21 protein-coding genes are annotated in these 20,509 nt (G+C 65.2%); 17 read left to right on the top strand and 4 right to left on the bottom strand.

Annotated features, from left to right (window positions below; genetic code table 11):
- Positions 1-2: 2 nt before the first annotated feature.
- Positions 3-1,346, bottom strand: coding sequence for a methyl-accepting chemotaxis protein (locus tag ASE69_RS06560; RefSeq protein ID WP_056485224.1), 1,344 nt, complete (start codon positions 1,344-1,346; stop codon positions 3-5).
- A 267-nt stretch (positions 1,347-1,613) separates the two neighbouring features.
- Between ASE69_RS06560 and sdhC the strand changes: the two genes are divergently transcribed.
- Genes sdhC through ASE69_RS06540 form a run of 4 tightly spaced genes read left to right on the top strand, consistent with a single transcriptional unit; the run spans position 1,614 to position 4,484 of the window.
- A complete protein-coding gene (gene sdhC, locus ASE69_RS22870) occupies positions 1,614-2,024 on the top strand; it encodes a succinate dehydrogenase, cytochrome b556 subunit (protein WP_056484573.1) in 411 nt (136 codons plus the stop codon).
- Complete coding sequence (gene sdhD, locus ASE69_RS06550; RefSeq protein ID WP_056484571.1) at positions 2,024-2,410, top strand: succinate dehydrogenase, hydrophobic membrane anchor protein; 387 nt, start codon at positions 2,024-2,026, stop codon at positions 2,408-2,410. Before sdhC ends, sdhD begins: the two co-directional genes overlap by 1 nt.
- Entirely contained in the window at positions 2,410-4,212 is a 1,803-nt protein-coding gene (sdhA, locus tag ASE69_RS06545) for a succinate dehydrogenase flavoprotein subunit (protein ID WP_056484569.1), read from the top strand. The genes sdhD and sdhA overlap by 1 nt, the downstream gene beginning before the upstream one ends.
- The gene (locus ASE69_RS06540) at positions 4,212-4,484 is read left to right on the top strand and encodes a hypothetical protein (protein WP_056484567.1); all 273 of its coding nucleotides are present in this window, start codon (positions 4,212-4,214) and stop codon (positions 4,482-4,484) included. The genes sdhA and ASE69_RS06540 overlap by 1 nt, the downstream gene beginning before the upstream one ends.
- 88 nt (positions 4,485-4,572) lie before the next feature.
- Here the strand turns inward: ASE69_RS06540 and ASE69_RS06535 are convergent, their stop codons facing one another.
- Together ASE69_RS06535 and ASE69_RS06530 are read right to left on the bottom strand one after the other, a co-directional pair.
- On the bottom strand, positions 4,573-4,863 hold the full coding sequence (locus ASE69_RS06535; protein ID WP_056484566.1) for a type II toxin-antitoxin system RelE family toxin: 291 nt from the start codon (positions 4,861-4,863) through the stop codon (positions 4,573-4,575).
- Positions 4,850-5,098, bottom strand: a complete 249-nt coding sequence (locus ASE69_RS06530) for a type II toxin-antitoxin system Phd/YefM family antitoxin (RefSeq protein WP_128454289.1) — start codon at positions 5,096-5,098, stop codon at positions 4,850-4,852. The genes ASE69_RS06535 and ASE69_RS06530 overlap by 14 nt, the downstream gene beginning before the upstream one ends.
- Positions 5,099-5,197: 99 nt before the next feature.
- Between ASE69_RS06530 and ASE69_RS06525 the strand changes: the two genes are divergently transcribed.
- From ASE69_RS06525 to ASE69_RS06465, 13 genes are all read left to right on the top strand, one after another.
- Positions 5,198-5,779 carry a ClpP family protease gene (locus tag ASE69_RS06525; protein ID WP_056484564.1) on the top strand — a complete coding sequence of 194 codons (582 nt, stop codon included), beginning with the start codon at positions 5,198-5,200 and terminating at the stop codon, positions 5,777-5,779.
- A 133-nt stretch (positions 5,780-5,912) separates the two neighbouring features.
- Positions 5,913-6,707 (top strand): succinate dehydrogenase iron-sulfur subunit, encoded by a 795-nt coding sequence (locus tag ASE69_RS06520; RefSeq protein WP_056484561.1) that lies wholly within the window; start codon positions 5,913-5,915, stop codon positions 6,705-6,707.
- Positions 6,708-6,890: 183 nt separating this feature from the next.
- Positions 6,891-7,370 carry a PaaI family thioesterase gene (locus ASE69_RS06515; RefSeq protein WP_056484559.1) on the top strand — a complete coding sequence of 160 codons (480 nt, stop codon included), beginning with the start codon at positions 6,891-6,893 and terminating at the stop codon, positions 7,368-7,370.
- A gap of 122 nt (positions 7,371-7,492) precedes the next feature.
- A complete protein-coding gene (gene zapE, locus ASE69_RS06510; RefSeq protein ID WP_056484557.1) occupies positions 7,493-8,584 on the top strand; it encodes a cell division protein ZapE in 1,092 nt (363 codons plus the stop codon).
- A 127-nt stretch (positions 8,585-8,711) separates the two neighbouring features.
- Entirely contained in the window at positions 8,712-9,674 is a 963-nt protein-coding gene (mdh, locus tag ASE69_RS06505; RefSeq protein WP_056047455.1) for a malate dehydrogenase, read from the top strand.
- Positions 9,675-9,749: 75 nt separating this feature from the next.
- Positions 9,750-10,046: a GIY-YIG nuclease family protein gene (locus tag ASE69_RS06500; protein ID WP_321163568.1), complete on the top strand. Its 297-nt coding sequence runs from the start codon at positions 9,750-9,752 to the stop codon at positions 10,044-10,046.
- A 55-nt stretch (positions 10,047-10,101) separates the two neighbouring features.
- Positions 10,102-10,986, top strand: coding sequence for a succinate--CoA ligase subunit alpha (gene sucD / locus ASE69_RS06495; RefSeq protein ID WP_056047458.1), 885 nt, complete (start codon positions 10,102-10,104; stop codon positions 10,984-10,986).
- Positions 10,987-11,145: 159 nt separating this feature from the next.
- Positions 11,146-14,079, top strand: coding sequence for a 2-oxoglutarate dehydrogenase E1 component (locus ASE69_RS06490; RefSeq protein WP_056484555.1), 2,934 nt, complete (start codon positions 11,146-11,148; stop codon positions 14,077-14,079).
- 101 nt (positions 14,080-14,180) lie between these two features.
- A complete protein-coding gene (gene odhB, locus ASE69_RS06485) occupies positions 14,181-15,422 on the top strand; it encodes a 2-oxoglutarate dehydrogenase complex dihydrolipoyllysine-residue succinyltransferase (protein ID WP_056484553.1) in 1,242 nt (413 codons plus the stop codon).
- A gap of 7 nt (positions 15,423-15,429) precedes the next feature.
- Positions 15,430-15,666, top strand: coding sequence for a DUF433 domain-containing protein (locus ASE69_RS06480; protein ID WP_056484551.1), 237 nt, complete (start codon positions 15,430-15,432; stop codon positions 15,664-15,666).
- 3 nt (positions 15,667-15,669) lie between these two features.
- Positions 15,670-16,038 (top strand): DUF5615 family PIN-like protein, encoded by a 369-nt coding sequence (locus ASE69_RS21935; RefSeq protein ID WP_156362212.1) that lies wholly within the window; start codon positions 15,670-15,672, stop codon positions 16,036-16,038.
- Positions 16,031-17,437, top strand: a complete 1,407-nt coding sequence (gene lpdA, locus ASE69_RS06470) for a dihydrolipoyl dehydrogenase (RefSeq protein ID WP_056484545.1) — start codon at positions 16,031-16,033, stop codon at positions 17,435-17,437. The genes ASE69_RS21935 and lpdA overlap by 8 nt, the downstream gene beginning before the upstream one ends.
- Before the next feature lie 1,231 nt (positions 17,438-18,668).
- Positions 18,669-19,820 (top strand): GGDEF domain-containing protein, encoded by a 1,152-nt coding sequence (locus tag ASE69_RS06465; RefSeq protein ID WP_056484542.1) that lies wholly within the window; start codon positions 18,669-18,671, stop codon positions 19,818-19,820.
- A 65-nt stretch (positions 19,821-19,885) separates the two neighbouring features.
- On the opposite strand, the gene ASE69_RS06460 is transcribed toward ASE69_RS06465, so the two are convergent.
- Positions 19,886-20,470, bottom strand: coding sequence for a hypothetical protein (locus ASE69_RS06460; protein WP_056484539.1), 585 nt, complete (start codon positions 20,468-20,470; stop codon positions 19,886-19,888).
- Positions 20,471-20,509 lie beyond the last annotated feature (39 nt).

Here is a 20,509-nt window from a genome sequence, read left to right as displayed (position 1 = left end):
GGCTAGGCCGCAACCTTCGCGACGAAATCGCCCGCGCTGTTCTTCAGGTTGCTGAGCCGCCCGTCGAGCACGTCGAACCCGCGACCCACCCCGTCGATCTCGGTGGCGACCGTCTCGGTATCCTCGCGGATCGCGGCGATCGTGTTGGACATCGAATCCGCCGCCAGCGCGGTCTCGTCCACTGCCGCGGTGATCGCAGTCACCGTCTGCGCCTGCGCCTCCATCGCGTAACGAATGCGGTCGGCGCTTTCCTGCACCTCGGCCACCGTCGACTTGATCGACGCATTCGTCTCCACGGTCGAGCGCGTCGCCGACTGGATCGCGGCGATCTTCGCGGCGATGTCGTCGGTTGCCCGCGCGGTCTGGTTTGCGAGGCTCTTCACCTCCTGCGCCACCACGGCGAAGCCGCGCCCGGCATCGCCCGCGCGCGCCGCCTCGATCGTCGCGTTCAGCGCGAGCAGGTTGGTCTGCCCGGCAATGTCGCGGATCAGCCCCAGGATCGACTCGATCGACTTCGCATGATCGCTCAGCGTTTCCGACATGCCGACCGCCTGGCCAGCCTGCGCCGATGCCCGATTGGCGATCTCTGCGGCCGCCTCCACCTCGGTCCGCGCATCCTCGATCGCGCGGATCAGGCCGGCGGCGGTCTGCGCCGCCTCGCGCATCGCCACTGCGGACTGCTCTGCCGCGGCGGCGACTTCGCTCGCCTTGCCAAGCACCGCACGGGTCGACGCCGAGCTGCGCAACGCCTGCTCGCGCAGCATATGCCCCTCGTCGGTCGCGGTCTCGACCATCGCCGCGATGCCGTCGCGGAATTCCGCCGCCAGCGTATCGCGCGCGACCTGCGCGGTATGCATCTGGTAGCGGTTATAGATCGCGACGGTGATCTCGCCCTCCAGCGCCGACAGCCGCATCAGCGTGTCAATGAACACCGGCAGCTTCGGGTCCGACCGATCGACCCGCCGCATCAACACGTCGAGCGCGGCACGATCGCTCGCGCTGATCATCGACAGCAGCGCCATTGGCGATACGTCGGCGACATAGGCCGTTGCGACCGACCGCTCGATCGATTCGATCCAGGCGCGTCCACTCGTGTCCAGGAAGCGATTGCGGAGGAACGTGCAACCGATCTCGATCATCTGGTCGGTTTCGTGCGGCGCCCATATCCGTTCGTCGGAAAAACACTGCAGCCATTGTTCCCAGAACGCCCTGGACACATGCGTGATCTCGGGCGCCAGCGCGGCCCAAACTTCGCGGCTCGCGCCGGTCAGCGATCCGTCGAAATCGAACACCCGCAGCCGCGCCATCAGGTTGACGGAGGCCGCGATCGAGCCGGGGGCCGGCAGGTCGTTGGTGGTCAAGACGGTGAACTCCGGATCGAATGTACGACGCCATCGCTACACGCCATGTCTTAAGGGCTGGTTAGGGATCGACGTCACGTCACGTGCATGGCCATCGTGTCCCGCACGGCATCACGCGCGCGGTGTCATGGGTTATCGGACCGGCCCCAATGGGTTGCATCGCAGCACGCGGTGGCTAATAGGTCGCCCAATCTATATATTCTGGACCAAGCTGTTCTTGGTTCGTCATCTTCTGGTTCGAGGACTCCGCCCTTGGCATCGCGCAACCCGGCACGCCCGCTTTCTCCCCATCTGCAGGTCTATAAATGGGGCCCGCACATGCTGGTCTCGATCCTGCACCGCGTGACCGGCAGCGGGATGGCGACCGTCGGCAGCATTCTGCTCGTTTGGTGGCTCGCCGCGATCGCGTCGGGCGATCAAGCCTATGCGACCTTTGTCGACGTGTTCACCACCGACACCGGCCGGCTCAACATCCTCGGCTATATCATCGCGGTCGGGCTGACGCTTTCGCTGTTCCAGCACATGATGACCGGGATCCGCCACATGGTGCTCGATATCGGCGCCGGCTACGAACTGAAGCGCAACAAGATGGGCGCGATCGCGACGATGGTCGCGAGCGTAGCGCTGACGATCGTGTTCTGGCTCTACATGGGGATCAAGTAATGGGTTCGGGTACGGCAATCGGTCGCGTCCGCGGCCTGGGCAGCGCCAAGCATGGCGCGCATCACTGGTGGCAGCAGCGCCTGACGGCGGGCTCGAACCTGTTCCTCATGGCGTGGCTGATGATCTCGGTCGCGCGGATGCCCGGCTATGATTACGCCGCGGTCCATCTGTGGCTGCAATCGGCCTGGGTCGCGGTGCCGATGGCGCTGTTGATCCTGTCGGTCTTCTATCACTTCCGTCTCGGTCTTCAGGTCGTGATCGAGGATTACCAACATGGCGAGAGCCGTGTCGTGACGATGATCCTCCTCAACCTGTTCACCTTCACGCTGGGCGGCATCGCCCTGTTCGCTATCCTGAAGGTCGCCTTCTCCGGAGCCCCCGCGTAATGTCTGCAGCCTACAAGATCATCGATCATACCTATGATGCGGTCGTCGTCGGTGCCGGCGGGTCCGGCCTGCGTGCTACGATGGGCATCGCCGAGAGCGGCCTGAAAACTGCGTGCATCACCAAGGTCTTCCCGACCCGCTCGCATACCGTCGCAGCCCAAGGCGGCATCGCCGCCAGCCTTGGCAACAACTCGCCGGATCACTGGACCTGGCACATGTTCGACACCGTCAAGGGTTCCGACTGGCTCGGCGACCAGGACGCGATCGAGTATCTGTGCCGCGAGGCCCCGCAGGCGGTCTACGAGCTGGAACATGCCGGGATGCCGTTCAGCCGTAACGAGAACGGCACGATCTATCAGCGTCCGTTCGGCGGCCACATGCAGAACATGGGTGAGGGGCCTCCGGTCCAGCGCACCGCCGCCGCCGCCGATCGCACCGGCCACGCGATGCTCCACGCGCTGTACCAGCAGAGCCTGAAGTACAACACGGACTTCTTCGTCGAGTATTTCGCGCTCGACCTGATCATGGAGAACGGCGTCTGCCGCGGCGTCATCGCGCTGTGCATGGAAGACGGCTCGATCCACCGCTTCCGCAGCCACCAGACCGTGCTCGCCACCGGCGGTTACGGCCGCGTCTATTTCTCGGCGACCTCGGCGCATACCTGCACCGGCGACGGCAACGCGATGGTGCTCCGCGCCGGCCTGCCGCTGCAGGACATGGAGTTCGTCCAGTTCCACCCGACCGGCATCTACGGCGCGGGCGTGCTCATCACCGAGGGCGCACGCGGTGAGGGCGGTTACCTGACCAACTCCGAGGGCGAGCGCTTCATGGAGCGCTACGCCCCGTCGGCGAAGGACCTCGCCTCGCGCGACGTCGTCAGCCGCTCGATGGCGCTCGAAATGCGCGAAGGGCGCGGCGTCGGCAAGAACGGCGACCACATCTTCCTGCATCTCGATCATATCGATCCCAAGGTGCTCGCCGAGCGCCTGCCGGGCATCACCGAGACCGGCAAGGTCTTCGCCGGCGTCGACCTCACGCGCCAGCCGCTGCCCGTCACGCCGACCGTGCACTACAACATGGGCGGCATCCCGACCAACTTCCACGGCGAGGTCGTCAACCTCGTCGACGGCAACCCCGACGCGGTTGTCCCCGGCCTGTTCGCGGTTGGGGAGGCCGCGTGCGTCTCGGTCCACGGCGCCAACCGTCTCGGTTCGAACAGCCTGATCGATCTCGTGGTGTTCGGCCGCGCGACCGGCCTGCGGATCAAGGACACGCTGAAGCCCGGTACGGCGCACGCGCCGTTGCCCAAGGGGTCGGAAGACCTCGCGCTGACGCGTCTCGACCATTTCCGCAATGCAAGCGGCGGCTCGCCGACCGCGCAGATCCGTCTCGACATGCAGCAGACCATGCAGAAGCATTGCGCCGTGTTCCGCGACACCGAACTGCTGAACCAGGGCGTCGAGAAGATGGCCGGGATCTACAGCCGGATGACCGACGTCGCGGTGAAGGATCGCAGCATGATCTGGAACACCGATCTGGTTGAGACGATGGAGCTCGACAATCTGGTCGGCCAGGCGGTCGTGACGATGAATTCGGCGGCCAACCGCACCGAGTCGCGCGGCGCGCACATGCACGAGGATTTCCCCGAGCGCGACGACGCGAACTGGATGAAGCACACCATCACCACCTTCAATGGCTGGGGCGGCAAGGGCGGCGAGACCAAGATCGATTTCCGCCCGGTCCACGACTACACGCTCACCGACGACATCGACTACATCAAGCCCAAGAAGCGGGTATACTAATGACCTGGGCCATCATCGCGATCGGGTTCCTCGTGCCCGTCGCGGTGGGGCTCCTCACGCGCTTCCAACCGATGATCGCGGGCTTCCTATGGCCGGTGGTCGTCGCGCTACTGACCGCGATCTACGTCTTCGCCATCGAACCCCGCGGTCTCGGCGAAGAACCCCAAAAGATAGCGATCACCTTCTACGCACTCTTCTCGCTAGTAGGCGGCGTCCCCGGTGGCCTCGTAGGCTGGATCCTCCAGTACAAGCGCGCGGCCGGAAAGGCCTGACCCTCTTCCTTGTTCTCCCGCGAAGGCGGGAGCCCAGTCTGGATCCCCGCCTTCGCGGGGAAACAAGCTTCAGGCGTGACGCCGACGACTAATCGAGCCGCCCCGCCGCGATCTTGTACACCAGATTACGATCCCGCCGCCCGACTGCCACGACGATCACCGTCACCAAGCCGTCATCGACCCGGTACACAAGCCGATACCCCGCAGCCCGAAGCTTGATCTTGTAGCACCCGGTCATCCCGCTCAGCCGCGCACTCGCAATATGCGGCTCGCCCAACCGCTCGGTCAGCTTCGCCTTGAACTGCTCGCGAACATTGGCGCCAAGCTTCTCCCATTCCCGCAGCGCACTCGGCAGGAACGCTAGACTATAGGTCGCCAAGCGACACCGCGACCGGCACCTCGTCGGCACGTGCGCGCACCAGTTCCGCCAGTTCGACGTCTTCCAGCCGATCCATCAACTCTTCCCAAGCCGCAGCCGGCACCAGATACGCAGCTGGCGTATTCCGATTGAGCACGGCGACTGGAAATCCACCCGCAGCCTCGATCACTCCAGACGGGTTCTTCTTCAGGTCGCTGATGCTCACCGTCGCGCCGGCATGGATGGTCTCGATCATGACCGCTTCATAGCACGTCGAACAGGTCTTACCAAATCACCGTGCTGATATGCGGCAACCCATCCGGAACCCGCCGCCCCCGTAAAAGTTTGCCGCGGCATGACCGACACATCCCCCGCTTCGAACGCCCGCAACTATCCTCTGCTGGCCGCCCCCCACATCCACCTCCACGGACCCGTCGACGATGCGATGTACGACAATTTCAAGTCGCAACTCGTCGCCGCCCCCACCGAGGGCCCGCTGGTCGTCTCGATCACCACGCTCGGTGGCGACCCCGAAGTCGCCCGCGCGATGGGCGACAACATCCGCCTGCTCCGCGAATACACCGGCCGCGAGACGCTCTTCCTCGGCAAGGTCGCGGTCTATTCCGCCGGCGCGACGTTCATGTCCGCCTTCCCGGTCGACAGCCGTTTCCTCACCCGCAACAGCCGCATCATGATCCACGAGCGCCAGATGCAGAGCACGATCGAACTCAACGGCCCGCTCAACACGCTGTCCTACACGCTCAAGGCGAAGCTCCACGAGATCGAGGACTCGATCAACATCCAGGAGGAAGGCTTCCGCGCGATCGTCGAAGGCTCGAAGGTATCGCTCGAGGAGTTGAAGAAGAAGGCCCCCTCCAACTGGTACATCGAAGCCGAGGAAGCCCGCGACCTGGGGCTCGTCCTCGACATCATCTGACCCGGCGCGAGCAGGCGACGCGACAGCGGGTGTGACGCATGTTGCACCCGCGAAGCTAAGGATTTGCGGGGAGGGCCCCTGTCATGTATCGGCTCTGACAACCTATAATCACACCACGGACGGACCGCTCGCAATGGCCGAATTCTCGCTCCCGAAAAACAGCGTCGTCAAGAAGGGCGTCAAGCACGCCTCGACCAGCCAGGGTTCGGGGGACAGCAAGCGTCTGAAATCGTTCAAGGTCTACCGCTACGATCCGGACAGCGGCGAGAACCCGCGCTACGACACGTTCGCGCTCGATCTCGACGATACCGGCCCGATGGTGCTCGACGCGCTGATCAAGATGAAGAGCGAGCAGGATTCCTCGCTCACCTTCCGCCGGTCGTGCCGCGAGGGTATCTGCGGCTCGTGCTCGATGAACATCAACGGCAAGAACGGCCTTGCCTGCACCACCGCGATCGAGGATTGCAAGGGCGAGGTCCAGATCACCCCGCTGCCGCACATGGACGTGATCAAGGACCTGGTCCCCGACTTCACGCATTTCTATGCGCAGTACTCGTCGATCAAGCCGTGGCTGCAGACCGTCACCCCGCCGCCCTCGGGCAAGGAGCGTCTCCAGTCGCCGGAAGATCGCTCGAAGCTCGACGGCCTGTACGAGTGCATCCTGTGCGCGTGCTGCTCGACCTCGTGCCCGAGCTATTGGTGGAACGCCGACAAGTTCCTCGGCCCCGCGATCCTGTTGCAGGCCTATCGCTGGCTCGCCGACAGCCGCGACGAGATGACCGGCGAGCGTCTCGACGAGCTGGAAGATCCGTTCCGCCTGTACCGCTGCCACACCATCATGAACTGCGCGAACGCCTGCCCCAAGGGTCTCAACCCCGCCAAGGCGATCGCCGAGATCAAGAAGATGGAAGCCGAACGGATCGTCTGATCCGGTTGGTCGGGAGGAGCCTATCTTCCCCGATTTTTTTTGGGGTGGGGGTAAGACCTGCCTTCCCCCCACCCCGTTCGTGCCGAGTAGAGATCGAGCGTAGTCGAGAGCTCGTATCGAGGTACATGTCCTTCGATACGCCATCTCAACAAGCTCGATGCCTACTGGGGACGAACGGAATATATGACTGACAAACCCCATTTCGTCGAAGCCGAAGACCCCGCCAACCCAGGCTGGCGGAGTTGGTCGCTCTCCGACCCAACCCGCTTCAACACCCTGCTCGGCCCCATGCTCTACCGCGTCGACGGCCACACCGTCCGCGTCCGCATCACCCCCGAGCACCGCCACTCGAACCTCCAGAACAACGTCCACGGCGGCGCGCTCCTCGCGTTCATCGACGTCGCCTTGTTCGCAGCCGCAAGAGGCTTCGGCCTCATCACCGCCGGCACCGCAGTCACGCTCGATCTCAACACCCAATTCATCGGCGGCGGCCGCATCGGCGAGCCGATCGAGGCGCAGGTCGAAGTGCTCAAGGAAACCGGCCGCCTCTTGTTCCTCCGGGGCCTCGTGGTGCAAGGGGACGACGAAACCAAGATCGCCGCCTTCTCGGCCACGATCCGCAAGCCGTCCGGCAAGCCTCCAAGGGCTGACACCGCCGCGTAACACCACCCCGGCGAAGGCCGGGGCCCAGTTGGGACACGATCATTGATCAAGCGCAGCGCTCCATTACGGCGACCTTTCCAATTGGGCCCCGGCCTCCGCCGGGGTGGTGTGAGGGCGGAGGCGTGACCGTCCTCAAGGCCTATGAGGCGCTGGTCGCATCCGGCGAACTCCGACCCGACCCCGAACAGGCCGCCGCCGCCGCGCGCCTCAACACCCTCGCGACCGAACTCGCCACCCCCAAGTCCACCGGCTTCTTCGCCCGCTTCTCCAAGAAAGCCGCCCCCCGCGGCGTCTACCTCTGGGGCGGCGTCGGCCGGGGCAAATCCATGCTGATGGACCTGTTCTTTGCCAACGCCCCCGTCGAGAAGAAGCGCCGCGTGCATTTCGGCGAGTTCATGCTCGAGGTCCACGCGCGCATCGCCGCCGAACGGCGCAAGGAAGTCGGCGACCCGATCGTCCCCGTCGCCACCGCGATCGCCGACGAGACGCGGCTGCTCGCGTTCGACGAGATGATGGTCACCAACAGTCCCGACGCGATGATCCTGTCGCGGCTGGTGACGTCGCTGCTCGATTCCGGAGTGACGATCGTGACCACCTCGAACCGCCCGCCCGCCGATCTCTACAAGAACGGCCTCAACCGCGAGCATTTCCTGCCCTTCATCGCGACCATCGAGCACCGCCTCGACGTGCTCCCGCTCAACGGCCCGGTCGATTATCGCCGCGACCGGCTCGGCAGCCAGGACACATGGCTCGTCCCCAACGGCCCCGAGGCGACCGCGCAACTCTCCGCCGCATTCTTCCGCCTCACCGACTTCTCGACCGACGACAGCGAGCACGTCCCCGCCGAAGACCTCGTGGTGCAGGGCCGCACGCTCCGAGTGCCCAAGTCGCTCAAGGGCGTCGCGGTGTTCAGCTTCAAGAAGCTGTGCGGAGAAGCCCGCGGCGTGGCCGACTACCTCGCCATCGCGCGCAAATTCCACACCATCATCCTCGTCGGCATCCCCAAGCTCGGCCCCGAGAACCGCAACGAGGCCGCGCGCTTCGTGGCGCTGATCGACGCGCTGTACGAGCACAAGGTCAAGCTGCTCGCCGCCGCCGATGCGCAACCCGGTGACCTCTACGAAAGCGGCGATGGCAGGTTCGAGTTCGACCGCACGATCAGCCGCCTCGAAGAGATGCGCTCCGAGGACTATCTCGCCGAAGGCCACCTCTAAGCTTATTGCACATGCGAACCACTCGCAATAACAACCCCCTTTTGTCCTTTTAGCGGTTGCCGTAGCGGGATAATGCGCGTAACCGGCGTCACCAATCACCCCGCACATCAGACGGAGACGGATTGGAATGGCTCGCAAGAAGATCGCGCTGATCGGCGCCGGTAACATCGGCGGTACGCTCGCGCACCTCGCAGCACTCAAGGGCCTTGGCGATATCGTCCTGTTCGACGTCGCCGAGGGCATCCCCCAGGGCAAGGCGCTCGACCTGTCGCAGTGCGGCCCGGTCGAAGGCTTCGACTCGCAGATTACCGGCTCGAACGACTATGCCGACATCGCCGGCGCGGACGTCATCATCGTCACCGCCGGTGTCGCACGCAAGCCCGGCATGAGCCGCGACGACCTGCTCGGCATCAACCTGAAGGTCATGAAGGCGGTCGGCGAGGGCATCAAGGCCAACGCCCCGAACGCGTTCGTGATCTGCATCACCAACCCGCTCGACGCGATGGTGTGGGCACTCCGCGAGTTCTCGGGTCTGCCGCACCACATGGTCGTCGGCATGGCCGGCGTGCTCGACTCGGCACGCTTCAGCCACTTCCTCGCCGACGAGTTCAAGGTCTCGGTCAAGGACGTCACCAGCTTCGTGCTCGGCGGCCACGGCGACACGATGGTCCCGGTCATCAGCTACTCGACCGTGTCGGGCATCCCGGTCCCCGATCTCATCGCGATGGGCATGTCGAGCCAGGAAAAGATCGACGCGATCGTCAAGCGCACGCGCGGCGGCGGCGGCGAGATCGTCGCACTGTTGAAGACGGGCTCGGCATACTACGCGCCGGCGACCAGCGGCATCGCGATGGCCGAGGCGTATCTGTACGACCAGAAGCGCGTTCTTCCGGCCGCGGCGTATGTTTCGGGCGAGTATGGCCTTACCGATCTGTACGTCGGCGTGCCGGTGGTGATCGGTGCTGGCGGCGTCGAGAAGATCGTCGAGATCAAGCTTGATGATGAAGCGAAGCAGAATCTCACCGTGTCGGTCGATGCGGTCAAGGAGCTGATCGTGGCCTGCAAGGGTATCGATGGTTCGCTGAACTGATTTGAGGTGAGGTGACGAACCAAAAGGAGTAACCACCACCCCGGCGAAGGCCGGGGTCCAGTTGGGAAAGCCGAAATGATGGAAGAACAAGCGTTCGTCTACATCATGACCAACTTCCCCAACGGTGCGATCTACCTCGGTTCGACCGTAAACCTGCCAAAGCGTGTGTGGGAGCACCGCAACGGTTTCGGCGGTTTCACCAAGCGTTACGGCTGCAAGATCCTCGTCTGGTACGAGGCCTGCGGTGAATGGGAAGCGGCACGGCAGCGCGAGCTGCAAATGAAGGAGTGGAAGCGGGCCTGGAAAGTGCGTGAGATCGAAGGGTTCAATCCTGCTTGGGATGACCTGTACGATCGTATCGCGTTACCATGACCGCCTTCCCAACTGGACCCCGGCCTTCGCCGGGGCGGACCGGACTGGAGATAGAATGAGCATCCTCGTCGACAAGAACACCAAGGTCATCACCCAGGGCATGACCGGCGAAACCGGCAGCTTCCACACCAAGATGGCGCTGGAGTACGGCACGCAGATGGTCGGCGGCGTCACGCCCGGCAAGGGCGGCACGACCCACCTCGACCTCCCGGTCTACAACACCGTCGCTGAAGCCAAGGCGATGACCGGCGCGACCGCGTCGGTCATCTACGTGCCGCCCCCCTTCGCCGCCGATTCGATCCTCGAGGCGATCGACGCCGAGATCGAGCTGATCGTCGCGATCACCGAGGGCATTCCCGTGCTCGACATGGTCAAGGTCAAGCGCGCGCTGTCGGGCTCCAAGTCGCGCCTGATCGGCCCGAACTGCCCCGGCGTGCTGACCCCCGGCGAGTGCAAGATCGGCATCATGCCGGGCTCGATCTTCAAGAAGGGTTCGGTCGGCGTTGTCAGCCGTTCAGGCACGCTCACCTATGAGGCGGTGTTCCAGACGTCGAACGCAGGCCTTGGTCAGACGACAGCGGTCGGCATCGGTGGCGATCCCGTCAACGGCACGAACTTCATCGACGTGCTCGAGCTGTTCCTCGCCGACGACGAGACCCAGTCGATCATCATGATCGGCGAAATCGGCGGCGACGCAGAAGAGCAGGCGGCACAGTTCCTTCGCGACGAAGCCAAGCGCGGTCGGTCGAAGCCGATGGCAGGCTTCATCGCCGGTCGTACGGCGCCTCCGGGCCGTCGCATGGGCCATGCCGGCGCGATCGTGTCGGGCGGCAAGGGCGACGCGGAGAGCAAGATCGCGGCGATGGAAGCTGCCGGGATCAAGGTCTCGGAAAGCCCCAGCCTGCTCGGCGAGACGCTGCTGAGCGTGTTGAAGGGTTGAGCTGACTACCCCTCTCCCCCCGGGGAGAGGGAAGGAGCTGCCACTTGGCAGCGGAAGGGTGAGGGCACGTGACCGCCCGTGCCCTCACCCTCCCACCCGCAAGTGCGGGCGGGCCCCTCCCTCTCCCCCGCGGGGAGAGGGACACTGAGGACGAGAACGATGGGCTACGAAGGCCAGGATTTCAGCGATATCGCAGCCGGCGTCAGCCCGGCGTTCGTGGAGACACTCTACGCCAAGTTCAACGCGGACCCGGCCTCGGTCGAATCCGGTTGGCGCGCGTTCTTCGAGGGTCTCGAAGGCTCCGCGCAGGGCCCGAGCTGGGAGAGCGCCCGCTGGCCGCTCACCACCACGGACGACCTGACCGCAGCGCTCGATCCCACCCAGATGGAGCCCGCGCCCAAGCCCGCAAAGGGGAAACCAGCCCCCGCCGCAGCGGCACCCGCGCCCGTCTCTAAGGAAGAGATCGCCAAGGCCGCGGCCGACGCGATCCGCGCGCAGTTGCTCGTCCGCACCTATCGCGTCCGTGGTCACCTCGCCGCCAACCTCGATCCGCTCGGCCTCTCGAAGCGCGAGATGCCCGAGGATCTGAAGACCGAATATCACGGCTTCTCGGACGGCGACATCGATCGGAAGGTCTATCTCGGGGGCACGATGGGCTTCGAATGGGTCTCGATCCGCGAGCTCGTTGACACGCTGCGCAAGAACTATTGCGGCAATGTCGGCCTCGAATACATGCACATCTCCGACGTCGAGGAGCGCCGCTTCCTCCAGGAGCGCATGGAGGGCCAGGACAAGGCGATCGAATTCTCCACCGACGGCAAGAAGGCGATCCTTACCAAGGTGATCCAGGCCGAGCAGTGGGAGAAATTCCTCGGCAAGAAGTATGTCGGCACGAAGCGCTTCGGGCTCGACGGCGGCGAATCGATGATTCCCGCGCTTGAGAGCGTGATCAAGTATGGCGGCCAGATGGGCGTGCGCGAGCTCGTCATCGGCATGGCGCATCGCGGTCGCCTCAACGTGCTGGCGAACGTGATGGCCAAGCCGTTGCGCGTGATCTTCCACGAATTCGCCGGTGGTTCGGCCAATCCCGACGACATCGGCGGCTCGGGCGACGTGAAGTATCATCTCGGTACCAGCACCGATCGCGAGTTCGACGGCCACAAGGTTCACATGAGCCTGGTCGCCAACCCGTCGCATCTCGAAGCCGCCGACCCCGTCGTGCTCGGCAAGACGCGCGCGATCCAGACGCTCAACAACGATCTCAAGGATCATGTGGCGAGCCTGCCCGTGCTGATCCACGGCGATGCGGCGTTCGCAGGGCAGGGGATCGTCTGGGAGTGCCTCGGCTTCTCGGGCATCCGCGGCTACAATACCGGCGGCTGCGTCCACTTCATCATCAACAACCAGGTCGGCTTCACGACCTCGCCGCAGTTCGCGCGCTCGTCGCCTTACCCGTCGGACGTCGCCAAGGGCGTCCAGGCGCCGGTCTTCCACGTCAACGGCGACGATCCCGAAGCGGTCACCTTCGCGACCAAGATGGCGATGGAATTCCGCCAGAAGTTCCACCGCGACATCGTCATCGACATGTGGTGCTATCGCCGCTTCGGCCACAACGAGGGCGACGAGCCGTCCTTCACGCAGCCGCTGATGTACGACATCATCCGCAAGCACCCCGGCGTCAGCTCGGTGTACGGCGATCGCCTGATCAAGGAAGGCGTGATCGACCAGCCTTGGATCGACGAGAACGTGAAGCAGTTCACGCTCCGTCTCGAGGGTGAGTTCGAAGCCGGGTCGTCGTACAAGCCCAACAAGGCCGACTGGTTCGGCGGTCGCTGGACCGGCCTCAGCGCGCCGACCGATGGCGCGTCGGCACGCCGCAACGTCGAGACCGGCCTCAGCACGAAGCTGTTCGATTCGCTTGGCCGCACGCTGACGACGATCCCGGACAGCGTGAAGATCCACAAGACGCTCAACCGCGTGATCGATGCCAAGCGCGAGATGTTCAAGTCGGGCAAGGGCTTCGACTGGGCGACCGGCGAAGCGCTAGCGTTCGGCGGCCTGCTCTCGGAAGGCTACGGCGTCCGTCTGTCCGGCCAGGATTCGGGCCGCGGCACTTTCTCGCAGCGCCACGCCGTCTGGGTCGACCAGACGGACGAGCACAAATACGTGCCGTTGCAGGAGATCGAACACGGTCGCTTCGAAGTGCTCGACAGCCCGCTTTCCGAATACGGCGTGCTCGGGTTCGAATATGGCTATGCGCTCGCCGACCCGAAGACTTTGGTCCTCTGGGAGGCGCAGTTCGGCGATTTTGTCAACGGCGCGCAGATCATGATCGATCAGTTCATCACGTCCGGCGAGTCGAAGTGGCTCCGCGCCAACGGCCTCGTGATGCTGCTCCCGCACGGCTATGAGGGGCAGGGGCCGGAGCACAGCTCGGCACGTCCCGAGCGCTTCCTGCAATCGTGCGCGGACGACAATATCCAGGTCGCGAACTGCACCAGCCCGGCGAACTATTTCCACCTGCTCCGCCGGCAGATGCATCGCAACTTCCGCAAGCCGCTGATCGTGATGACGCCGAAGTCGTTGCTGCGGCACAAGCTGGCGGTGTCGAACGCGGAGGATTTCCAGGGTGACAGCCACTTCCGCCGTCTGTTGTCGGATACCAATCCGGCCGCCGACGTCGACACGAAGCGTCTGGTCCTGTGCACCGGCAAGGTCGCGTACGACCTGATCGAGGCACGCGACGCGGCGGGCGACACCGACACGCAGATCGTCCGCGTCGAACAGCTCTATCCCTTCCCCGGCAACCCGATCGCCGAGCGCGTCGCACGGATGCCGAACCTGGAAGAGATCGTCTGGGCGCAGGAAGAGCCGAAGAACAACGGCTACTGGTTCTTCGTCGAGCCGCTGATCGAGGAGGCGCTGGCAACGGTCGACTCACCGGTGAAGCGCGCGCGTTACGCCGGGCGCAACGCCTCGGCATCGCCCGCGACCGGCCTGATGAAGCGTCACCAGGCCGAACAGGGCGCGCTCGTCGCCGACGCGCTCGGCCACTCCGTCCGCGACGAAATCCGCCGCACCCGCGCAAACTGATTGAACCCGCTCCCTGTTTTCCTGCGAAAGCAGGAAGCCAGGGTCCGGCAGAGTAACCCTAGGCCCCTGCGTCCGCGGGAGCACAAAAGGTAGAAGCAAACATGGCAACCGAAGTCACCGTCCCCGTCCTGGGTGAATCGATCACCGAAGCCACCCTCGGCGAGTGGCTGAAGCAGCCCGGCGATCCCGTCGCGGTCGACGAGCCGATCGCCAGCCTCGAGACCGACAAGGTCTCGGTCGAGGTCCCGTCACCGGTCGCCGGCGTCATGGGCCAGCACGCGGTCGCCGTCGGCGACACCGTGCAGGTCGGCGCGATGCTCGCCACGATCGACTCCGGTGACGGCGCCGCTGCGTCGGCTCCTGCGCCTGCACCCGCCGCAGCCCTTTCCGCACCCGCCAAGGACGAGTCCGGCGCAGGGTACGGCGACCAGCCCGGCGCCGGCACCAGCGACTCCCCCGCCGCGCTCTCCCCGTCGGTCCGCCGCGCGGTGCTCGAGCACGGCGTCGACCCCGGCACCGTCAAGGGCACCGGCCGCGACGGTCGCATCACCAAGGAAGACGTGACTGCCGCCGCATCGAGCAAGCCAGCGCCTGCGCCCGCCGCAGCACCCGCACCGGCAGCAGCTCCTGCTGCCGCATCGGGTCGCGGCGAAGAGCGCGTGCGCATGACGCGCCTCCGCCAGACGATCGCCAAGCGCCTCAAGGAAGCGCAGAACACCGCCGCGATGCTGACGACGTTCAACGACGTCGACATGACCGCGGTGATCGAGGCGCGCGCCAAGTACAAGGACCTGTTCGAGAAGAAGCACGGCGTCCGGTTGGGCTTCATGGGCTTCTTCGTGAAGGCCGCGACGATGGCGCTGCGCGACATCCCGTCGGTCAACGCGTCGATCGACGGCGACGACATCGTCTATCACGATTACGCCGATATCTCGGTCGCGGTCTCGTCGCCGGGCGGCCTCGTCGTCCCCGTGATCCGCGATGCCGACCAGATGTCGGTCGCGACGATCGAGAAGACGATCGGCGACTTCGGCAAGCGCGCCAAGGAAGGCGCGCTCAAGATGGACGAGATGAAGGGCGGCACCTTCACGATCTCGAACGGCGGCGTGTTCGGCTCGCTGATGTCGACCCCGATCATCAACCCGCCGCAGTCGGCGGTGCTCGGCCTCCACCGCATCGAGGAGCGTCCGGTCGTCGTCAACGGCCAGATCGTCATCCGCCCGATGATGTACTTGGCGCTCAGCTACGACCACCGCCTGATCGACGGCCGCGAAGCCGTGACGTTCCTGGTGGCACTGAAAAATGCTATCGAGGATCCGACCCGTATCCTGATCGACCTGTGAGGTAGCGATGAACTGGCGCGACCATATCCATTCGGACCCGGAAATCCTGGGCGGCAAGCCCGTGGTGAAGGGTACGCGGATATCGGTCGAGCTGATCCTCGAATATTTCGCGGAAGGGGCATCCTTCGAGCAGATCCTCGAAGCCTACGACCACATCACGGAAGCCGATATTCGAGCCGCGGTCGCTTTTACACACGACTTGCTTGTAAAGGAATCTTCCGCGGCTCGTCGGGAAGCAGCCTGATCGGTGCGGTTTCTCGCCGACGAGAATATGCATAAGGGCGTCGTCATGCGCCTTCGGGCTGCTGGTCTGGACGTAGAATGGATCAGTCACTCGACTCCCGGAGTGAGCGACCGGCACATTCTTCTGAGACCGGACATCGGACGACACGTGTTGATCACGGGCGACAGCGATTTTGGCGACCTGATCTTCAATGGCGGGATGCCGTCACCGAACGCCATTCTCTACGTCAGGCTGGCTCATCTGCTGGTCGAACTCACCGCCGATCGTCTCCTCGCGTTGGTTGAACGCGGCGGCTTCGAAGGGCACATCACAACGATAACCAAGGACGGCGAACGCTCAAAGCCGTTCCCCGCTGGAGCATACCATGTCTGACTACGACTATGACGTCCTCGTGATCGGTGCGGGCCCCGGCGGTTACGTCGCGGCGATCCGTGCCGCGCAGCTCGGCCTGCGCACCGCCTGTGCCGAATCGCGCGAGACGCTCGGCGGCACTTGCCTCAACGTCGGCTGCATCCCGTCGAAGGCGCTGCTCCACGCGTCCGAGATCTACGAGGAGGCCAAGGGCGGCCACCTCACCAAGTTCGGCATCGACTTCCAGGGCGTCACGCTCAACCTCGACCAGATGCACGCCGAGAAGGCCAAGGCCGTCAAGGAACTGACCGGCGGCGTCGAGTTCCTGTTCAAGAAGAACAAGGTGACCTGGCTCAAGGGCAAGGCCGCGTTCCAGGACGCGCACACCGTCGACGTAAACGGGCAGAAGGTCACCGCGAAGAACATCGTCATCGCCACTGGCTCGAGCGTGATGCCGCTCCCCGGTGTCGAGGTCGACCAGACGACGGTCGTTGATAGCACCGGCGCGCTCGCCCTTCCGAAGGTCCCCGAGCACATGGTCGTCATCGGCGGCGGCGTGATCGGTCTCGAACTCGGGTCGGTCTGGCGTCGTCTCGGCGCGAAGGTCACGGTCGTGGAGTTCGTCGACCAAATCCTCCCCGGCTTCGACGGCGAAGTCCGCCGCGAGACCGCCAAGCTCTTCAAGAAGCAGGGCATGGAGCTGAAGCTTTCGACCAAGGTCACCGGCGTGACGGTCGCCGACGGCGTCGCGACCGTCACCGTCGAGCCAGCCGCGGGTGGCGCATCCGAGACGCTGACTGCCGACGCAGTGCTTGTCTCGATCGGGCGCAAGGCCAACGTCGACGGCCTCAACCTCGAGGCGATCGGCCTCGAACTCAACAAGCGCGGCCAGATCGAAACGGACCACTCGTTCCGCACCAAGGTCGAGGGCGTCTGGGCGATCGGCGACTGCATCCCCGGCCTGATGCTCGCGCACAAGGCCGAGGACGAGGGCGTCGCGGTCGCGGAAAACATCGCCGGCCAGACCGGCATCGTCAACGAGGACGTCATCCCGAGCGTCGTCTACACGATGCCCGAGATCGCCGGTGTCGGCCTCACCGAAGAGGCGGCGCGCGACAAGACCGCCGAATCTGGTGGCATCAAGGTCGGCAAGTTCCCGTTCGCCGCGAACAGCCGCGCCAAGACCAACCGCGACACCGACGGCTTCGTGAAGATCATCGCCGACGCCAAGACCGATCGCGTCCTCGGCGTCTGGATCGTGTCGTCGCTGGCGGGCACGCTGATCGCCGAAGCCGCCATCGCGATGGAATTCGGCGCGACGAGCGAGGACATCGCCTACACGTGTCATGCGCATCCGACGCATGCCGAGGCGATCAAGGAAGCGGCGATGGCGGTTCAGGGCAAGCCCATTCACATCTGACCGCGCAAGGCCGTAGCGCAAGCTACGGCCGAGCCCTAAGCGGTCGGATCGGCCGGCGCGGCCAAAAGCTGCGTCCGACGACAGGGGCTTTGCCCCTGTCCGGCCAAGCAAGGTTTCGCATCTGAAGTAAGTTTGAGAGGGCGTCGGTGGCAATCCACCGGCGCCCCCTCTGTGTTGCAGCGCGAGAGTTGAAGATGCAGGCGAGGCGGAGAAGGTGGAGGAGGGGGCGACGGTTGATTTCGATCGGGGGATGGATGTTGCCGCAGTTCGCCAGTTCGCCCCACACCCCATCCATCCGCAAAGCCCAACCCACCCCATCCGTCATCCCGGCGAACGCCGGGACCCACGGTTACGGTGGACCTAATGATATCCCCCCATCACTATCCAGTCCGCGACCATGGGTCCCGGCGTCCGCCGGGATGACGGGGGGTAGGAGGGGTAGGGGAGGGGGTTAGGGGGCAGGGGCGCAATCAACCGGCAGCGCGAACCGTCGCAAGCTCACGATCTGCAAGGTCTTTGACGGCGTCACCCATTCCAAAGCCCCAAGCTCCGCACCCCTCTCAAACTCACCAACCCACACCTCTCCCGTCATCCCGGCGGACGCCGGGACCCACGGTTGCGGCGGCTCCAGTGATATCCCCGATCATTACCCGGTCCGCGACCATGGGTCCCGGCGTCCGCCGGGATGACAGGTGAGATTGATATTGGGAGAATGCGATAACGGGGCGGCGTTAACTGCAGAAGGGCATGATCTAGCCGCTAGCCGCTAGCCGCTAGCCGCCACCCCTAGCCGCTAGCCGCTAGCCCCTAGCCCCTAGCCCCTAGCCCCTAGCCCCTAGCCCCTAGCCCCTAGCCTCTAGCCGCCCCATGCTGCCGGAGTGCACGGGCCCACGGGCAACGCGGGCATTGAGTACTCACCGCCGCATTCCCGCCCAACCCACCCCCCTTCCGTCATCCCGGCGAACGCCGGGACCCACGGTTACGGCGGACCCGGCGATATCGCGCCATCATCGCCCGGTCCGCGACCATAGGTCCCGGCGTTCGCGGGAATGACGGGGAAGGGGGAACGCAATAATAGAGCGCGATCAGAGTGGCGCGCACACCGCGTGGCGAGGCGCTTCAAGGCAAACCCAAACCAAAACCCGCAAACTTCCACCCCTGCCCCCAACCGGAACCAATCCTTAGCAAAGCCAACCTATTAGTCCGCGCACGAACGAACAAGCAGGTCTCCGTGGCGCTCGATCTCTCAACTCTTTACGTCGTCGCAGGCCTCGGCATGCTGGTCGCCGGGTTCATCCACCTCATCCCGCTGGCAACCGGTCGGTTCGGATCGTGGGCAGGTTTATGGGGCGCCGGCCACTTGATCGCCGGGTGCGGTGCACTGATGGCGGTGCTCAACGATCGGATCGGTCTCCCCTGGGCGCCCAGCATCGGCAACCCCGCGGTGGTGATGGGCTATGCGCTGATCGCCGGCGCGGTCGTGAAGTTCAGCCGTCCCGACGCGCGCCTGACGTCGATGCTGGCGACCGCCGCGGTCCTTGGCCTACCCCTCTGGTTCACGCACGACCCGGCGCATTTCCACCTCCGCGTCGCCTATCTCAGCGTCATCCGCGCCGGGTTCGACCTCGTCGTGGTGATCGTCGCCATCCGTCTCGCGCGCCGTGACTCGCTACAGACCGGGTGGATCGTCGCTGCGCTGTTCGCCGTCACCATACCGATGTTCCTCGGCCGCGCCTGGCTGGCGTACGGCGACCGCATCGGCACGCAGTTGACCGGCCGTCACGACGATCTCGGCGCCTGGCTCGCGGCGGGGCAGATCGCCTTCATCATCTTCCGCGCCTTCTCGCTGCTGATCCTCCAGGCCGAGCGCGGCCAGAACCTGCTGCTCGATCAGATGGAGCGCGACTGGCTCACCGGTGCGTTCAACCGCGCCGGCCTGGACCGCATCGCGCAGACCTTCGCCGGTCGCCATGCGCCGCGCACGTTGACGGTGATGATGCTCGATCTCGATCGCTTCAAGACGCTCAACGACACGCTCGGCCACGCCGCCGGCGACGCCGCACTCCGCAGCTTTGCAGAGATCGCCCACGACGCCGTCGGCCGACAAGGCCATCTGATCCGTTGGGGCGGTGACGAGTTCGTCTGCGTGCTGCCCGACACCCCGACGGCGCAGGCGACCATGATCGGCAACCGTATCGCCACCCGGTTCGCGCAGGCCATGGCACCGCGCATGGCCACGCATGGCACGCTAGGGGTCAGCATCGGCGTCGTCGAAGGCGACCCCGACACGCCGATCGTCGACCTCATCGCCGGCGCCGACCGCGCGATATACCTCGCAAAGGGCGACCGCCGCCAACCGGCCATCTACATAAAGGCAGCCTGAGCCGCGCGTATTGGATCGTCCCGAAAGGGCCGCAACGCCACGCGCGGCGTCGCGGCCCTGCACACTCAGGCGGAAGGCGGGTCCTTCTTCGCGGTCGGCTTGCCGAACCCGACGAACAGCCGCTCGAGCCCCACCGTCACCGAGTCGAGCACCTTGGCGAACTCCGGCGGCAGCGCGTTCGTCTCGCTCCGTGGCGGCTCCCGCGTCTCCCCGGCAAACGGACCATTGCCCTGCGGCTTGGTCGACTCCGTCGCCACGTCCGGCTCGACCTTCGACGCTGCAGGCTCAGCCTGTGCCGAGGACGAGGCAGGGGAAGGCGGGGCAGGGGGCGTCGGCGGCGTCGGCGGACTCGGCCGAGCACTCGACTTCGCGTCATGCTTCGAGATCGCCGTCGCCGCGGCCATCAGCCCCGCCGCGATCATCTGGCGTCCGACCGGCGTCCCCATCTGCCGCGCGATGGTAGCAGCGATCCCCGCCAATGGCGCGCCGCCTTCATGCTTGCGACCCTCATGCTTCCGGCCCTCATGCCTGTGCGCGTCATGCTTGTGCGCGTCATGCGCATGGCCCTCATGCCGATCACCCGACTGACCCTGCGCTGCCATCTCGGCCTCGCGCTCGCGCCGCTTTCGCTCGTCCTTCTTCTTGCCCATGTCGTCCTCTGTGCCATTCCGCGTCTGTGTGTACGAACA

The organism is Sphingomonas sp. Leaf208 (genome assembly GCF_001421415.1).
Taxonomy (GTDB): Bacteria; Pseudomonadota; Alphaproteobacteria; order Sphingomonadales; family Sphingomonadaceae; genus Sphingomonas.
Note: the sequence above shows the minus strand (reverse complement) of the source record. Positions and strands in the feature narration are given on the sequence as shown.

What these genes read in the sequence shown, in the direction of transcription:
- sdhD (WP_056484571.1), top strand. Translation starts at nt 2,024, where the DNA reads ATGGGTTCGGGTACGGCAATCGGTCGCGTCCGCGGCCTGGGCAGCGCC.
- sdhA (WP_056484569.1), top strand. Translation starts at nt 2,410, where the DNA reads ATGTCTGCAGCCTACAAGATCATCGATCATACCTATGATGCGGTCGTC.
- ASE69_RS06540 (WP_056484567.1), top strand. Translation starts at nt 4,212, where the DNA reads ATGACCTGGGCCATCATCGCGATCGGGTTCCTCGTGCCCGTCGCGGTG.
- ASE69_RS06530 (WP_128454289.1), bottom strand. Translation starts at nt 5,098, where the DNA reads ATGATCGAGACCATCCATGCCGGCGCGACGGTGAGCATCAGCGACCTG.
- ASE69_RS06525 (WP_056484564.1), top strand. Translation starts at nt 5,198, where the DNA reads ATGACCGACACATCCCCCGCTTCGAACGCCCGCAACTATCCTCTGCTG.
- ASE69_RS06520 (WP_056484561.1), top strand. Translation starts at nt 5,913, where the DNA reads ATGGCCGAATTCTCGCTCCCGAAAAACAGCGTCGTCAAGAAGGGCGTC.
- ASE69_RS06515 (WP_056484559.1), top strand. Translation starts at nt 6,891, where the DNA reads ATGACTGACAAACCCCATTTCGTCGAAGCCGAAGACCCCGCCAACCCA.
- mdh (WP_056047455.1), top strand. Translation starts at nt 8,712, where the DNA reads ATGGCTCGCAAGAAGATCGCGCTGATCGGCGCCGGTAACATCGGCGGT.
- ASE69_RS06500 (WP_321163568.1), top strand. Translation starts at nt 9,750, where the DNA reads ATGATGGAAGAACAAGCGTTCGTCTACATCATGACCAACTTCCCCAAC.
- sucD (WP_056047458.1), top strand. Translation starts at nt 10,102, where the DNA reads ATGAGCATCCTCGTCGACAAGAACACCAAGGTCATCACCCAGGGCATG.
- ASE69_RS06490 (WP_056484555.1), top strand. Translation starts at nt 11,146, where the DNA reads ATGGGCTACGAAGGCCAGGATTTCAGCGATATCGCAGCCGGCGTCAGC.
- odhB (WP_056484553.1), top strand. Translation starts at nt 14,181, where the DNA reads ATGGCAACCGAAGTCACCGTCCCCGTCCTGGGTGAATCGATCACCGAA.
- ASE69_RS06480 (WP_056484551.1), top strand. Translation starts at nt 15,430, where the DNA reads ATGAACTGGCGCGACCATATCCATTCGGACCCGGAAATCCTGGGCGGC.
- lpdA (WP_056484545.1), top strand. Translation starts at nt 16,031, where the DNA reads ATGTCTGACTACGACTATGACGTCCTCGTGATCGGTGCGGGCCCCGGC.
- ASE69_RS06460 (WP_056484539.1), bottom strand. Translation starts at nt 20,470, where the DNA reads ATGGGCAAGAAGAAGGACGAGCGAAAGCGGCGCGAGCGCGAGGCCGAG.